General features: G+C 69.8%; 12 protein-coding genes and 1 pseudogene. 9 read left to right on the forward strand and 4 right to left on the reverse strand.

Features of this window, described 5'->3' with window-relative positions:
* Positions 1 to 240 precede the first annotated feature (240 nt).
* Positions 241 to 1,830: an alpha/beta hydrolase gene (locus tag C1708_RS06245; RefSeq protein ID WP_106411709.1), complete on the reverse strand. Its 1,590-nt coding sequence runs from the start codon at positions 1,828 to 1,830 to the stop codon at positions 241 to 243.
* 354 nt (positions 1,831 to 2,184) lie between these two features.
* Between C1708_RS06245 and C1708_RS06250 the strand changes: the two genes are divergently transcribed.
* From C1708_RS06250 to C1708_RS06260, 4 genes and pseudogenes are all read left to right on the forward strand, one after another.
* A complete protein-coding gene (locus C1708_RS06250; RefSeq protein ID WP_198602771.1) occupies positions 2,185 to 2,682 on the forward strand; it encodes a hypothetical protein in 498 nt (165 codons plus the stop codon).
* Positions 2,683 to 2,719: 37 nt separating this feature from the next.
* Positions 2,720 to 2,791 (forward strand): annotated as a pseudogene (locus C1708_RS35935) (hypothetical protein); the annotation flags it as partial.
* Positions 2,792 to 3,297: 506 nt separating this feature from the next.
* Positions 3,298 to 4,497 carry an RHS repeat domain-containing protein gene (locus C1708_RS36075; RefSeq protein WP_502696114.1) on the forward strand — a complete coding sequence of 400 codons (1,200 nt, stop codon included), beginning with the start codon at positions 3,298 to 3,300 and terminating at the stop codon, positions 4,495 to 4,497.
* Positions 4,498 to 4,620: 123 nt separating this feature from the next.
* Positions 4,621 to 5,025 carry a hypothetical protein gene (locus C1708_RS06260; RefSeq protein ID WP_106411710.1) on the forward strand — a complete coding sequence of 135 codons (405 nt, stop codon included), beginning with the start codon at positions 4,621 to 4,623 and terminating at the stop codon, positions 5,023 to 5,025.
* A gap of 325 nt (positions 5,026 to 5,350) precedes the next feature.
* On the opposite strand, the gene C1708_RS06265 is transcribed toward C1708_RS06260, so the two are convergent.
* From C1708_RS06265 to C1708_RS36085, 3 genes are all read right to left on the reverse strand, one after another.
* Positions 5,351 to 6,460 carry an IS110 family RNA-guided transposase gene (locus C1708_RS06265; protein ID WP_241911180.1) on the reverse strand — a complete coding sequence of 370 codons (1,110 nt, stop codon included), beginning with the start codon at positions 6,458 to 6,460 and terminating at the stop codon, positions 5,351 to 5,353.
* A 102-nt stretch (positions 6,461 to 6,562) separates the two neighbouring features.
* Positions 6,563 to 7,138 carry an IS630 family transposase gene (locus C1708_RS36080; RefSeq protein ID WP_502696115.1) on the reverse strand — a complete coding sequence of 192 codons (576 nt, stop codon included), beginning with the start codon at positions 7,136 to 7,138 and terminating at the stop codon, positions 6,563 to 6,565.
* 21 nt (positions 7,139 to 7,159) lie between these two features.
* Positions 7,160 to 7,624, reverse strand: coding sequence for a winged helix-turn-helix domain-containing protein (locus C1708_RS36085; protein ID WP_241911181.1), 465 nt, complete (start codon positions 7,622 to 7,624; stop codon positions 7,160 to 7,162).
* Positions 7,625 to 7,935: 311 nt separating this feature from the next.
* On the opposite strand from C1708_RS36085, the gene C1708_RS06275 reads away from it, so the two are divergent.
* The 5 genes from C1708_RS06275 to C1708_RS06295 all read left to right on the forward strand — a co-directional run bounded on the left by C1708_RS06275 (position 7,936) and on the right by C1708_RS06295 (position 15,820).
* The gene (locus C1708_RS06275; RefSeq protein WP_106411711.1) at positions 7,936 to 8,814 is read left to right on the forward strand and encodes a GntR family transcriptional regulator; all 879 of its coding nucleotides are present in this window, start codon (positions 7,936 to 7,938) and stop codon (positions 8,812 to 8,814) included.
* A gap of 153 nt (positions 8,815 to 8,967) precedes the next feature.
* Positions 8,968 to 11,628 (forward strand): aconitate hydratase AcnA, encoded by a 2,661-nt coding sequence (gene acnA, locus C1708_RS06280; RefSeq protein WP_106411712.1) that lies wholly within the window; start codon positions 8,968 to 8,970, stop codon positions 11,626 to 11,628.
* A gap of 114 nt (positions 11,629 to 11,742) precedes the next feature.
* Positions 11,743 to 12,915: an ABC transporter substrate-binding protein gene (locus C1708_RS06285; protein ID WP_106411713.1), complete on the forward strand. Its 1,173-nt coding sequence runs from the start codon at positions 11,743 to 11,745 to the stop codon at positions 12,913 to 12,915.
* 57 nt (positions 12,916 to 12,972) lie between these two features.
* Positions 12,973 to 14,742, forward strand: a complete 1,770-nt coding sequence (locus tag C1708_RS06290) for an ABC transporter permease (protein ID WP_106411714.1) — start codon at positions 12,973 to 12,975, stop codon at positions 14,740 to 14,742.
* On the forward strand, positions 14,735 to 15,820 hold the full coding sequence (locus C1708_RS06295) for an ABC transporter ATP-binding protein (protein WP_106411715.1): 1,086 nt from the start codon (positions 14,735 to 14,737) through the stop codon (positions 15,818 to 15,820). Before C1708_RS06290 ends, C1708_RS06295 begins: the two co-directional genes overlap by 8 nt.
* Positions 15,821 to 15,893 lie beyond the last annotated feature (73 nt).

Below are 15,893 nucleotides of genomic sequence, written 5' to 3' on the forward strand. Positions count from 1 at the left end.
GGGCGCGCCCACAGCACGAGGAGCACCGGGGCGGGTGGGACGTCGTGGCCGCCGAGGGACCGCGCCGGGCTCCAGGCGGCCCGGTCCCTGATCCGTGCGGGCGGCGACCCGCCGGACGCAGACCTTGGTGATCCGTCGGGCCTGAGGCCGGGCGGGTCCACGTCACCGTCCACGCCGGCGGGCAGCGGACCTGCCCGCCGCTGGGGACGGTGGCTCCGGGAAGCGGCGGGGACGCCAACGTCACGAGCAGACGGTGCCGTTCGCCGGGACCGTCCCGTCGAGCAGATACGCGTCGACCAGCTCGGTCAGGCAGTCGTTGACGGCGTAGGTGCCGTGCCCCTCGCCGTCCACGGTGAGGTGGACGCCGACCTTCCCTCCCAGTTCGTCCGCCATCTTCTTGGCACCCTCGTAGGGAGTGGCCGGATCACCGGTGTTGCCGATGACGAGGACTGGATTCGCGCCGTCGGCCGACACCTCGACGGTGGGTGCGTGGCCGTCAGCGGGCCAGCCGGTGCATTGGAGCAGCCCCCAGGCCATCCAGTCGCCGAACACCGAAGATGTCGTGCGGAATCGGGGCAGGTGACGGTGTACGTCCTCAAGGGTGAAGCGGTCCTTGTAGTCCGCGCAGTTCACCGCGGTGTTGGCTGCGTTGATGTTGCCGTATCCGTCGTCGTCGATCCGTTCGTTGAGGAGGTCGGAGAGCAGCAGCAGTGCGCTGCCGTCGCCGTCCATGGCGGCGGCCAGTCCGCCCCTGAGCAGCAGCCAGCTCTCCTGGTCGTAGAGGGCGGCGGCGATGCCGTTGAGGGCGTGGCTCTGGGTCAGAGGACGCCCGAACTCCGTGGGCAGGGGGTCGGTGTCCAGGCGCTCGAGCAGCGCGATGATGTCCTTCTCGCCCTGCTGCGGGTTCGTGCCTTCGAAGAAGCAGGAGTCCTGCCGTACGCAGTCCTCCAGGAAGTTGCGCAGTGCGCTCTGGAACCCCTTCGCCTGGCCGAGGGCACCGTTCAGGGCGTCCTCGGTGGGGTCGACCACGGCGTCGAAGACGAAGCGCCCGACACGCTTCGGGAAGAGATGTGCGTAGACGCCGCCGAGCTGTGTGCCGTAGGAGATGCCGAAGTAGTTGAGTTTCTCGTCGCCCAGGACGTGTCGCATCAGGTCGAGGTCACGTGCGGCCTGCTGGGTGCCGACGTGCTCCAGCACCGCGCCCGACTCGCTCTGGCAGGCCCGGGCGAACGCGCGTACCCCACGCTCGCGGGCCTTCTCCTCCGTGGCGTCGTCAGGGGTGGCGTCCGCGGCCAGCCAGGCGTCCATGGCCTTCGTGTCCAGGCAGTGCACGCCGGCACTGTCCCCGACCCCGCGAGGGTCGAAACTGACCAGGTCATAGCGCTTGTGAAGCGTCATGTACTCGTCGCCGGCGGCGAGGGGGAGGGTGAGCACCCCGGAGCCGCCGGGGCCGCCGAAGTTGAAGACCAGGGACCCGAGGCGCTTCTCGCCGGAGTCCGGCGATGCCTTCGCCCGGATCAGGGCCAGATCGATGGTTTCGCCGTCGGGGTCCGTGTAGTCCAGCGGAGCCTTCATGGTGCTGCACTGCCACGTCGTTCCGTCCGGCAGCTTCTCGGGCCTGTCTCCGCCGCCCTGGGCCGTGGACGGAGCGGAACACGTGCTCCACTTCAGTTCCTGCTCGCTGAGAGCGGTGGGCACCGCGGGTATCGCGGCATCGCCGCGAGCGTCGTCGGCGGTCTCGGGGTTGCAGGCTGTCACCGCGGTGGCCGCCAGCACGGCGAGCGACGCCAGGGCGACAGCGGTCCGGGACATGCGAGGTTGTGCGGGCATGCTTGTGCCGGTCTCCAGTTGGTGTGGGTGATACGGGCGCAGTGGACGGCCGCTCACACGAAGTCGTGGTGGTGGGCGTACCGGTCGGTGCGTGTGCCCTGGAAGGACCTGATCCCCCCGGAGGCTCGACGCGACGACGCGATCCACGTGCCGATCCTTTCGCGCTGAACGTGCCGCCCCGTCGCCCGCCGGGAGGATCGTCGCCTAATCCGCGGGACATAGAACGGTGGCGCGCCCGCAAGGCCGGCACCGCGTGACCCCTTGAACCCCGCGGTGTCGGGGAGGGCGACGCCCGGCCATACACTTGCGCCAATGGGGAAAGGTCGTCGGGTCCGGCCACTGCCGGTACTGTTCATGGGAGCGCAACTGCTGTTGTGGTTCAGCGTCGTTGCTTCTTCGAAGGAGCCGCCGGACCCCATTGCGTGGATCACCGCCTTCTGTGCCACGGCGCTCGCTGCGGTGGCGCTCGATCGGCGTCACCGGGCACCGCTCGCCGCCCTGGGCGTCATCGTCGCGGTGTCCGTGGTGGGACAGATCCTGGCGCCACCCGACCTGCTGGGCCTGGTACCGGGGCTGGCGGTCATGGTGGCGCTGTTCACCGCCACCGTTCTGTGCAGCTGGCCCGTCGGCCTGGGCGCGACCGCGGCTGTCGCCGTCGTCCAGCTCCTGCAGGCGGCCGCACGGCACGGCGTCGGCGGTCTTCTCCTCTCCGACTGGCTCACTGGTGTCCGCTCTCGGCACCGGCCGTCGGCACTGGCTGCGGGAGCGGCAGGCCACGGCGGAGCTGCTGGCCGGTGCCGGGCAGCAGCAGGCGCAAGCCGCCGAGGCGGAACGGGAACGGCTGGCCGGTGAGTTGCACGACATCAGCGCGCACCACCTCACCTCCGTCGTGGTATCCGTCGAGGCCGCCCGCAGGATCGGTGACAGCAGGCCCGACCTGACCGCGGAGGCACTCGCGTTCGCGCGCCGCACCGCACGGGAGACCCAGTCCGCACTGCGGCGTCTCGTAGCGGTCATGCAGGTGGACGACCCACCGGCTCCCCAGGCGATGACCGCTCCGATCGAGACGCTGATCGCCGGATTCAGCAGGCTGGGCCGCCCCGTCTCCGTCTCCCTGCCCGCTGATCTCGCCGGACCCGCGGCGGAAGCGGCCCACGGCATCATCCGGGAGGCCCTGACCAACGCCCTGCGCTACGCGCCGGGCGCCGCGGTCAGCGTGCGGGTACAACGGGCTGGGGACACCCTGCACCTGACCGTCGACAACGGCAGGCCGCCCGGCGGCGCGGGCACCGACACGGCGGGGATCGGCTCCGGCCGGGGGGTGGAAGGAAGCAGATCTCCGCCGCCACCGTCGCGGGCGCCGCCTACACCTACGACCACGACGCCGGCGGTAACCAGGTCGCCACCCTCAAGGACGGCGCGGTCACCCACCGCACCCAGTGGGACCCCAACGCCCCGCTGCCGGTCCTGGCCACCGAATACGACAGCGCCTGGAGCATCAAGCAGTCCTTCCGCTACGACCCGCTCGGCCAGCCCACGTCCGTCAAGACCGGCGCCGGGACGCTCTTCTACTACCACCACGACACCCAGGGCTCCCCGGTCGACGTCACCAACAGCGCCGGCACCCTCTACCAGCGCTGGGCCTACGGCCCGTTCGGCACCCGGGTCCTGGGCACCGTCACCGGCGGCGCCCCCGCGAGCCCTCCCTCCTACACCGGCGCCCGCCACGAGACCACCACCGGCAACCTCGACCTCCACGCCCGCCAGTACGACACCGCCACCGGCCGCTTCACCCGGCCCGACCCGGCCACCCGCGCCCGGACGACCCCGTACATATCGCCCTACGCCTACGCCGACAACGTCCCCACCCTGCTGACCGACCCCAGCGGTCTGACCCCCGACGACCCGAACAACGGCCGGGTCGACAGCCTCGGCGAAGCAGCGGGCATCTTCGGTGACGCCTTCGTCGACGTCTTCAAGTCCCCCTTCGTCCTCGCCGGGGACCTGCACGACGCATTCACCGGCGAGAACGGCGGCGCCGGCGCCTTCGTCGACAAGTACCTCCCCGTCCGCCCCGCCTACCGCCTCTACCGCGCCGAATACATGCTCCGCCAGCAGGGCTGCGACGCCCTCGCCGACCTGTACGCCGAAACCGCCGAGGAACTCACCCAGCAGGTTGTCCTCGTCGGGGTCGGCGGACTGACCGGATGGCGCAAAGCCGCAGTGTCTCCTCACGGTGCGGCCGGAGCGACCGTTATGGGAGTTCCGCCTGCCGCGTCATTCACCTGGGCCGGCGGAAGTGTCCGCTACACGAGGACCGCCACAGCGATCGGCGACGATGCGAACACGATCCAGAACCTGTTGCGATCGAAGGGAAATTACGGACATGACGTCATCGTCCACGGCAACGAGCAGGGAGAATTCATCGTCGACGGCAAGATAACGCACCCCCAGCAAATCGCTGAGCTGGTCAGAGAGAACCCGTACTACGACGGCGGTCCCATCCAGCTGGTGACCTGCCACGGCGCATGCAAGGCTGCGGACGAACTTTCCGACGCTCTCGGTGGCGTAGAGGTGAAGAACGCGAGCGGCCATCAGGTAGACCTCGATCCGCGGACCGGCAAGGTCCGTGAATGGCCTGAGGGCAGCCTGGGCGACCCGAAGTGAACGGACCCGGAACAGCCCGACAGTAGCCCGGCGGGGGCGCCCGGAACCGCGTTCCGGGCGCCCCCGCGTGCGCTAACGTGACCACATCCACCGCCGCCAACAGTCCGACCAGGAGGACATCGCATGCGTCAAGTCACCCCCCTCGGCTTGTTCGGCAGCATCTCCGGCCAGTCCCACTTCAGCCGCAACGCAGAGGAAATCAAGGCACTCTCCGGTCACATGCCTCTCCACGAACGCCCACATGTAGCGGAGTATCTGAGAGCGGCACCCGTGATCATCGCTCTCATGGGACTCACTGAGGATGTCGTGGATCAGAAATTCTCGGTCATGGGCGGATCCGCCCTTCACAGTGACGGCACCTATTACTGGCGGCGCGACACAGCCGAGTACGTGGAAACCTACGGCACGCGCCTTCCTTCCGCGTTCATGGAACACGGCGCGAGAACGGATTGGCACGCCCCCTCCCTCACAGACGAAGAAATCATGGATATCGACGACTTTTTCATGTCTCTTCGCACACAGGGCTGAGCAGCCGAATTACCCGATCCTGGATCAGAAAGGCAGCGGTCAGAAACCACCTCGGTCGAAGATCGCCACTTCCCGCCCCCGCATGACCGGCTGCGCCGGAGGAGCAAGCACCTCTCGCACGGACGAGTGGGCAAGGTGCGATCGCAAATCAAGCACCTGAGGGAGTCACAGGCGCACGGACCGAACGAGGCACCGATCACATCGTGCACGCCAGCGCGTTCGATCTCCCGGCGAAGCCGCACCGGAGTGCTCCGGTGCGGCTTCGCCGTCTCACGGATCCGCTCAGAGTTCCCACCATGACGGACCTCGGTGGGGCCTCGCCGTATCACCGACGCCCCTGTAACGCGGGGGTACGGGAGACCGGTCTGACCAGGTTGAAGACCTCGCGGGCTGCGTATCGCTTGAGGCACCGGATAATTTCACGTCGGGTCTTGCCTTCCTGGGTGCGGCGTTCGTCGTACGCCTGGGTGCGTGGATCGTGGCGCAGGCGGGTGAAGACGATGCGGTGCAGGGCGGCGTTTGCCTGCCGGTCGCCGCCGTGGTTGAGCCGGCGCGTGCGCCGCCGCCCCGACAAGTACTCGATGGGGCTGACTCCGCAAAGGGCAGCGAAGGACGCCTCGGTGTTCAGCCGCTCGGGGTTGTCCCCCATGGTGATCAGGAGAGTGACGGCGCTGTCCGGGCCGATGCCCACCGGTTCGAGCAGCTGCGGGGCGTGGTGCTCGACGAGCCGGGTCAGGCGTTGGTTCAGCTCATTGATCTGCCTGGTGAGCTGTTCGATGCGCTCGGCGAGCATGCGCAGCGTCATGTGGGTGGCCTGGGTCACCGCGTCCTCGTCTCCCCCACCATCGGGTGGGCCAAGGCGCGCACAGGTGCGGAACAGCTCGGTATTGCCCAAGTTCGACAACCGTTCCCGCAGGGCGGGGCCGGCGATGACCAGGACGGCCTTGAGCTGGTTGATCGCCTGGGTGCGGGCCCTGACCGCGGAGTCCTTGGCGAGTTTGTAGATCCGGGCGCTGTGCACCGGACCGTCGCCGGATTTCGCCCGGGCCTGGGCACGACCGCTGAGCACGGCTCGCGCTGCGGCCTGCGCATCGAGCGGGTCCGACTTGCCGAGCAACCGGCGGGCCGAGCGGTCGGACCGGTTCACTTCGAACACCTGGATCCGCTGGGTCACCAGGTAGCGGGACAGGCCCGCGCCGAAGGTGCCGGTGCCCTCCACCCCGGCCCGGCGCACCGTCCCCCGCTTGCGGGCCCACACGAGCAGCTGCCGGTAGCCGGCCGCCGTCGCCGGAAACGACTCGTTACCCAGGACCTTCCCCAGCGGGGAGGTAACGGCGGCGACATGCATCTCGCCGTGCGTGTCCACGCCCAGCACGACCTCGCCCCGATTGGGCGGATCCGTACTGGAGGAGGTGCTGCGCTCTCTGGTCGTCATGGTGGTTCGCCTCCCGCGTGGTGACGTGCTGGGTGGATCGCACCGGCCCGCTCGGGCGGTCTGAACCGTGATGGCGCCTGAACTCGGCAAGGCCCCTATTGATCAGAAACTCATAGGGTTCTCGTCCAGGGTGTAACGGACGGTGGGGCCGCCGAAGTAGCCGCGGACGATGTGCGGTTGCCGCTGGCGTCTGCGGAAGAATCGGCGCGTCTCGGCGGCGAGTTCGGTTTGATCGCGGGCCCGGTGCTGCTGGGGCAAGCTGTGCTCGAGGTCGGCGTTGACCAGTTCATCAGGGTTGAGCTCGGGCGAGTACGGCGGCAAGAAGTGCAGCTCGACGTCGTCGGGGTGGGCGGCGAGCCAGGCGCGAACCTTCCTGGAGCGGTGGGCGGAGTGCCCGTCGACCACGAGATGGACCTTGTGGTCGAAGTGGCCGGCGAGCCGGTCCAGGAAGCGGCACATCACCTCGGCGGTGAAGTGCTCGGCGAAGACCATGAAGTGCATCCGGCCCCTGGTGCTGATCGCCGACATGGCGTTCACCGAGAACCGGTTCCCGCTCCGCCGCACCACGGGCGTCCTGCCCTTCTCACCCCAGGTACGGCCGGTGACCTGGTCGGAGCGGATGCCGACCTGGTCGGCGAAGAGGATCTCGCCGCCGTCCTTCTTCGCCCGCGCACAAATCTTCGGCCAGGTCTCCTCGTGTCAGCGCCGGACAGCCTGCGGGTCCTGCTCGACGGCCCGCTTGTCCGGCCGCTGGAACGACAGTCCCCACCGCTTGAGGTACTTGCCCACCCCCGGCTCGGTCAGCCGCACCCGGTACAGCTTCGCGATCAGCTCACCCACCAGCCGCCGCGTCCACAACTGCCCGCTCAGCCCCACGTCACAGGGCCGATGATCCAGGACGGCCTGCCGCACGGCGGCCTGCTCGGCCTCGTCCAGCACCTGATGCACACCCACCGGCTTGCCCCGCGGCCGCATGACCAACGACTCCCGGCCACCGGCCTGCCACTTCGCCCACCAGCCGTCCACCGCCTTCAGCGACACCCCGAACACCGCCGCGACGTCCTCACGGTCCCGCCCCGCCACCAACGCGGCCACTGCCCGCAACCGCAGGGCCTCCCGCGCCGACGGCGACAGATGCCGCGCGTCCCCCACCAGATCGCTCACACACCACCAACGACCCAGAACCCGAACCGTTTCGGATCAATAGGTGGTGAACTGCACGCCGCAGACACGCAGTCGGTGGCCGTACTGGTCGGCCAGGTCGGCGGTGGGGACGGGAATCGACTGCATCGTTGTAGGGCTGCCTCTCATTGCTCCTGGCTTCACAGAGGCGCGAATCAGCACCCCGGCCAAACTTTGCACCACCATGACGATAGATACAATCCCTTGATGAGAGAGAGTCCAGCGACCGCACCCGTCATACCCGGACTCATAAGATGGGGCGTCCCACATCCCCTTCCGAAGAGCGCAGACTGATGTCGCGACCCAACCTGACCACCTCCATCGCCACCCGCCTGGTCGATCTTCTGCGCCGCAGCGGTCTGAAGGAGGGCGCGCACATCACCGAGCAGTGGGCGGCGGACGAGCTGGACGTCTCCCGCACCCCGGCCCGGAAGGCGATGCTCTTCCTCGCCGAGGTCGGCATTCTGAGGCGGGAACCGAATCGGGGTTTCTTCCTGGACCGTGACGCCGCCACCCTGACCGGGACGGATCTCGCGGCGGGCGCCGACATCGAGGAGGACGCGTACTTCCGGATCGCCGACGACTACATCGGGGGACGGTTCACCGGCCCGTTCACCGCGGCCGACATCAGCCGCGGCTACGGCCTGTCGGCACGCCAGGCCGACCGGGTACTGGCCCGCATGGAGTCCGAGGACCTGGTGCGCCGCAAGGCCGGTGGACGCGGCTGGGAGTTCCAGCAGGTGCTCTCGACCGTCGAGGCGCACGACCAGAGCTACCGCTTCCGCATGATCATCGAGCCGAACGCCCTGCTGGAGCCCGGCTTCACGATCGACCCCGAGGCCGCGGCCCTGCACCGCAAGCAGCAGGAGGCCCTGCTGCGCGGAGACATCCTGCTGCTGCCCCGGGCGGAGTTGTTCCACGTCAACGCCTCGTTCCACGAGATGCTCGTGAGCTTCTCGGGCAACCAGTTCCTCCTGGACGCCGCCCGTCGGCAGCACCGGCTGCGCCGCCTCATCGAGTACCGCCACCAGGTCGACCGCTCCCGCCTGGCCGGCCAGGCCCGCGAGCACCTGCACATGCTCGACCTGGTCGAGGACGGGAAGCTCGAGGAGGCGGCCGCCTTCCTGCGCCGCCACCTGGACAAGGTCCGCGTCATCAAGACGCAGCGCTGAGCACCTCACTCCCCGAGCACCCTTCCCCGCCATCGGGCCTTTCCGAGAATCCGACGCTCCAACGGTTGTATCAATCAGCGGCTTGAGACAATATGGGCCGCGCCCGGCGCCATGCGCCCGTGGGCTCCTCTTCCCGGAATGACAGCAGGGACCATGAGCACAGACCCTCGCACGGACCCCACCGCCACCGCCGTCCTGACCGTCGCAGGGCACTCGTACCGGTACCAGCCGCTGGCCGGGCTGCTGCCCGCCGAGCGGCTCGCCGAACTGCCGTACGCGGTCCGGGTGCTGCTGGAGAACGTCGCCCGCCGTTCCCCCGCCGCGCTCGGCGACGTACTCGCCCGTGCCCGCTCGGGCCACGGTGACTGCGAGCTCCCGGTGCACCCGAACCGGATCATGCTGCACGACACCACGTGTCTGCCCGCCCTCGCCGACTTCGCCGCCCTGCGCGACAGCGTCGCCGAACTCGGCGGTGACCCGGGGCGGCTGCAACCGGCCGTCCCCGTGGACCTGACCGTCGACCACTCGGTCATCGTCGAGGAGTACGGGCACCCCGACGCCGTCGAGCGCAACCTGCTCGTCGACTTCCGCCGCAACAGCGAGCGCTACGCCTTCGTGAAGTGGGCCGAGCGCAGCCTGCGCGGATTCCGGGTCGTGCCGCCCGGCACCGGCATCATCCACCAGGTCAACATGGAGGTCCTGGCCCGCGTGGTCTGGCGCGACGAGGACCCGGCCGAGGGCGGCCTGCCCTGGCTGCACCCGGACGTGCTCGTCGCCACCGACAGCCACACCCCGATGATCAACGCCCTGGGCGTCGTCGGCTGGGGCGTGGGCGGACTGGAGGGGCAGGCCGCCATGCTGGGCGAGGCGGTCACCATCCCGTACCCGCGCGTGGTGGGCGTGCGTCTGACCGGGCGGCTGCGGCCGGGCGTCGGCGCCACCGACCTGGCGCTCACCCTCACCGAGCTGCTGCGCGCCGAGGGCGTGGTGGACCGGTTCGTGGAGTTCTGCGGCCCCGGTGCGACCACCCTCGGGTGGGCGGAGCGTGCCGCGGTCTCCAACATGGCGCCCGAGTACGGGGCGACCTGCGTCTACTTCCCGTACGACGACGAGACCGCCGCCTACCTGCGGCTGACCGGCCGCGACGAGGCACACGTACGACTGGTCGACGCCTACCTGACCGCGCAGGGCCTCAAGCGCACCGCCGACCGGCCCGAGCCGCGCTACGACGACGTCATCGACCTCGATCTGGCGACGGTGGAGCCGAGTGTGGCCGGCCCCGATCTGCCCCATCAGCGGCTTCCGCTGTCCCGGGTGCCCGAGTCCTTCCGGTCCACCACCGCCGGTCGGCCTGCGCACACGACGGCGTTCGCAGAGCGGCTCCCCGAGGGTCCGGTCGCCATCGCGGCCATCACCAGCTGCACCAACACCGCCAATCCGACACTGGTCGTGCAGGCGGCGCTCCTCGCCGAACGGGCACAGCGGGCCGGGCTCACGGCGAAGCCGTGGGTGAAGACATCCCTGTCACCCGGCTCGCGGGTGGTCGAGGACTACCTGCGCGAGGCCGGGCTCCTGAGCCCCTTGGCGGAAACCGGCTTCCACATCGTCGGCTTCGGCTGCATGACCTGCATCGGCAACTCGGGCCCGCTCCACCCCGAGCTGGAGCGGCTCGCCGCCGACGCCCACATCGATCCGGTGGCCGTCCTGTCCGGCAACCGCAACTTCGCCGGCCGCGTCAACCCGCGCGTCGCCCAGTCCTACCTCGCCTCGCCACCGCTGGTCGTGGCGTACGCGCTGGCCGGCTCGATCCTGCACGACTTCGAGCGCGACCCGCTCGGTACCGGCGCGGACGGCACCCCCGTGTTCCTGAAGGACCTGTGGCCCACCGACGAGGAGGTCGCCGCGCGCGTCGCCGCCTCCGTACGGCCCGAGATGTTCCGGACCAACGCCACCCGGCTGCGCGAGGGCACCCGGGCGTGGCACGAGATCGAGGCGCCCGACGGCGTCCGCTTCTCCTGGGATCCGGACTCCACCTACATCCGCCGCCCCCCGCACCTCACGGGCCTGTCCGCCTCACCGCCCGACCGACTGCGCGTCGAGCGGGCCAAGGTGCTGATGGTGCTGGGCGACGACGTCACCACGGACCACATCTCACCGGCCGGCGCGATTCCGGCGCGCAGCGCCGCCGGGCGCTGGCTGACGGACCGCGGTGTCGCCCGCCGCGACCTCAACCAGTACTCGACCCGCCGCAGCAATCACGAGGTCATGCTGCGCGGGGCCTTCACCAATGCGGCCGTCCGCAACCTGCTCCTCCCGTCGGCAGACGCCTTCACGGGCGGTCACGCCCACACCGCCGACCGCTCCGCCGTCCTGCCCGTCCACGAAGCCGCCGCGACCTACCGTGCCGCGGGCCATGATCTGGTCGTCGTCGCGGGCCGCAACTACGGTGCCGGGTCCAGCCGCGACTGGGCCGCCAAGGCACAGGCACTGCTGGGAGTGCGGGCGGTGATCGCCGAGTCGTACGAGCGCATCCACCGCAACAACCTGATCGGCATGGGCGTGCTGCCCCTGGAGTTCGAGAACGGCGACACGGCATCGGCCCACGCCTTCACCGGAGAGGAGGAACTCACCTTCGACGGCCTCGCCGACCTGCGCGTCGGCACGAACCGCGTCACCCTGTCCCTCACCCGGCCCGACGCCTCCCGCACCACGGTCCGCCTCCGGCTGCGCCTCCACTCGCGCCAGGAACTCGCCTACCTCCGGCACGGCGGAATCCTGCCGTACGTAGTGCGCCGCGCCATCGCGGCGTCGTAACCGGACGGCACCGCGCCCGCCTCTTGCCCCCCCACGCCCACCGGCGTCACCCGACCCCGCCGGTCTCTCGAAGCAGCTGACAGCGTCGTCGCGCCCCCTACGAGAAGAGCCGCCATGTCCACCATCCCCCGCACACCCGCACCGGGACCATCGTCCAGCGCCTGCCCCTCCCGCCGTCACCTCCTACGGGGCGCCGCGGCCGTCGGAAGCCTCACCGCCCTGGGCGGCACACTCTCCGCCTGCACGGCCGACGAGGCGAACGCCGCCGCCCCACAAGCCCCCGCGTACTACCCCGCCTCCTACGACACGATCGTCGACGCCTCACGGCGGGAGCGGAAGCTCCTCATCTACTCGAACACCTCGCAGACCAACTGGCAGCCGGTCTTCGACGCGTTCGCCCGGCGCTACCCCTGGCTGTCGGACATCCGCGCCACCAACCTCGGCGGCTCCGCCGTCTACGAGCGCTACTACAGCGAATCCGCCGCCGGAACCTCCCCCGCCGACGTGCTGGCCAACAACGCGGGCCCCCTGTGGGGCGACTACGCGACCCGGAACACCGCCGCCGACTACCGCTCGCCGGAGAAGGACCACTTGCCGGACTGGGCCGAGCTGCTGCCCGGCGTATGGACCATGTCGACGGACCCGGTCGCCCTCATCTACAACCGCAAGACCCTCGCCCCGGACCAGTTCCCCGACGGTCTCCGGTCGCTGGCGGCGATCGTGGAAGCGCAGCCGTCCCGCTTCCGCGGGAAGATCGGCGTCTACGACCCGACCAACGCCTACGGCTACGCCAGCAACCATGGCTACACCTCGAACGTCGCGGGCGGCTGGGACACGTTCCGACGGCTGCTGCCGTTCGCCCACGCCGATCATTCCTCCGGCACGCTCGTGGAGAAGGTCGTCTCCGGCGAGTACGACTTCTCCATCAACCTCAGCGGTGGCGTCGCGATCCCGGCCGCCGAGCACAGCGGGGGCCTGCTGGGGTGGAGCTACTATGCGGAGGGCACCGTCGTCATGCCACGTGGAGTGTCCATCGTGAAGACCGCCCCACACCCCAATGCGGCCCGTCTCTTCCTGGACTTCCTGCTCTCCGCCGAAGGGCAGGCGGCGGTCGCCGAGGGCGGCCTGGTGCCGTACCGGCCGGACGTGCGCCAGGACGCCATGGACAGCTTGCAGGACATGCGGCGCAAGCTCGGCGCGGAGCGCGTCCATCTGTACCGGCCCGTGCAGGTCCCCGAGCGTGTGCAGGAGGCATACGTCGCGCGCTGGGAGAAGGCAGCCGGCTGAGCCGACCGCGCCCGCCCCAACGCCTCCCTGCCCCCGCCCCGTCCGTACGGAGTCGCCATGGCCATCCAGACACCCCAGGCGCCACCCGCCCCGTCCCGCACCCCGCGCGCGGGCGAGCTGGGCACGCCCCAGTACCGGCGCCTGTTCGGCGCCGGACGTGAAGTCACCATCCACTGGCTGACGTTCCTCGTCACCGCCGTGCTCGTCCTCGCCCCCGTCGTACCGATCCTCTACCAGTCGGTCCGCAACCAGCCCCTGTACGCGGCCGGCGGCGCCTTCACCCTCTCGAACTACACCCACCTGTTCACGTCGGCGGGCTTCGGTTCGATCATCCTCGACACGCTCCTCTTCGCCGTCCTGACGACCGTGTTCGCGCTCGCCATCGCGGTGCCCATGGCGATCCTGCTGGAGCGCACCCGCTTCCCCGCCGCCCGCCTGTTCGGCCAGGTGCTGCGCTGGCCCATCTACATCTCCCCGCTCGTCCTGGCCTTCGGCTGGATCGTCGTCTACGGCCCGGCCGGCTTCCTGACCAGCGCGGTGCGCGAGAGCTTCGGCTGGGTGCCCTGGAACCTTTACTCGCTGCCCGGCATGGCGTTCGTCGAGGCCGTCGCCCAGGTCCCCATCGCCTACCTGTTCTGCGCCAACGCGCTGGCCGCCTCGGACACCTCGCTGGAGAACGCGGCCCGGAGCGTCGGCGCGGGGCCCCTGCGCATCCTGCGCTCGATCGTGGTGCCGATGCTGCGTCCACCGATGCTCTACGCGGGCCTGCTGATCTTCGGAACGGCCATCGAGACACTGTCCATCCCACTCATCCTTGGCGAGCCCGCCGGCATCACCCTCTTCTCCAACTTCCTCTACGAGCAGGGCATCGACTCGATCAACCCGGACTACGGCCTGCTGGGCGCGGCGTCCACCTTCATGCTGCTCACCACCATCGGCCTGGTCGTGTTCCAGACGCGGCTGCTCAAGCACGCCCAGCGGTTCGTGTCGGTGCGCGGCAAGGCCACCCGCTCCGACCTGCTCGACATCGGTGCCTGGAAGTGGCTGGGCTTCGCCTTCGTCGGTCTGTACGTCGTCTTCGGCGCGCTGCTGCCGATGCTCGCGCTGATCCTGCGCGCGTTCACCTCGCTGCTCACTCCGCTGGTGAACCCGTTCGACCTGCTCACCCTGGACAACTTCCGTCTGATCTTCGACTACGCGCCCTACACCGAGTCGATCGTCAACAGCATCACCGTGGCCTTCGTGGGGGCGGTGACCGTGACCCTGTTCGGCACGGTGGTGGTCCTCGTGGCACGCCGCTCCGACTTCCGCTTCGCCCGGCTCCTGGAGACGACCGCGCAGTCGCCGCACGCGGTCCCGGGCCTGATCGTCGGCATCGGCCTGTTCTGGGCCTTCACGTGGATACCCGGAGGCGACCTGGTGCGCGGCACGCTCTTCGCGCTGATCATCGCCTTCGGCATCCGGGCACTCCCGTCGGCGTACGGCGCGATCTCCCCGGCGACCATGCAGCTCGGAGCCGAACTCGACAACGCCGCACGCGTCGCCGGCGCCGACTGGTGGCGCACGGTGTCCCGGATCATGCTCCGTCTCCTCGTGCCCGCGATGCTCGCCTCGTTCCTGCTCATCTGGACCCAGATGATCCGCGAGTACGCCCCCGCCATGTTCCTCGCCGGAGCCGAGTCACAGGTCATCGGCACCACCGCCATCGACCTGTGGACCCAGGGTGAGACCGGCTCCGTCGCCGCCCTCGCCACCCTCCAGATCACCGTCACCGCCGTCGTCGCCGGCCTCGCCGGTCTCCTCCTGAAGGGGAAGAAGCATGCCTGAGCTGGTCGTCGAGAACATCAAGAAGTCCTTCCACGGGACCGCGGTCCTGGAAGACATCAACTTCGCCGTCGCCGACGGGGAGTTCTTCACGCTGCTCGGCCCGTCGGGCTGCGGCAAGTCCACCACCTTGTCGTGCGTCGCGGGTCTGGAGACCCCCGACTCGGGCACCATCCGCGTCGGCGACCAGGTCTTCTTCGACGGCGCCCCGCGCCACACGGTGCCCCCCGAGGGCCGCAATCTCGGCTTGGTCTTCCAGTCGTACGCGCTCTGGCCGCACATGACGATCGCCGACAACCTCGCACTGCCGCTGAAGCTCCGCAAGGTCGCCAAGGACGAGCGACGGCGCCTCATCGACGACGCCCTCACCAAGGTCGACATGGCTCACCTGCGCGACCGCTACCCCCACCAGCTCTCCGGCGGACAGCAGCAGCGCGTCGCCCTCGCCCGAGGCATCGTCTACTCCCCCGGCGTCCTGCTCCTGGACGAACCGCTCTCCAACCTGGACGCCAAGATGCGCGACCAAGCCCGCGTCTGGCTCAAAGACCTCCAACGCGAGGTCGGCATCACCACCGTGTACGTCACCCACGACCAGGTCGAGGCGATGTCCCTGTCCGACCGCATCGCCGTGTTCATGCACGGCCGCCTCCAGCAGGTGGGCACACCGACCGAGATCTACGAGACCCCCGCCACCCCCGAGGTCGCCGGCTTCATCGGCCGCTGCAACCTCCTGGAGGGGCGCGTGGATTCCACCGAGGGCGAAACCGTACAGGTCGAACTGGGTGAGACAGGCCAGCGCCTGAGGGTGGCCGGGGTCTGCTCCGCGGGGTCGTCCGCCACCGTGGGCCTGCGCTCCGAACGCATCACGCTCACCGACCGCGCGGACGCCCCGCACGACGGTGCCGTCAATGTGCTCCGGGCGAGGATCGAACAGTGTTCTTACACCGGAGCGCGATTCGAGTACGAACTCAGCGTCGGCGACCTGCGCGTCCACGCCGAGAGCCCCGTCCGGCACACGGACGCCGAGATCAACCTGGTCATCCGCCCGGACGACTGCCTGCTGTTCCCGGCACAGGTCTGATCCGGAGCGCAGCACGTGGCCAGTCCCGGCGGGCATCGGCCTCGCACGACGCCTACCGGGACCGGGCTGCCCG

It is taken from the genome of Streptomyces sp. DH-12, from assembly GCF_002899455.1.
In the GTDB taxonomy this organism is placed as follows: Bacteria; Actinomycetota; Actinomycetes; order Streptomycetales; family Streptomycetaceae; genus Streptomyces.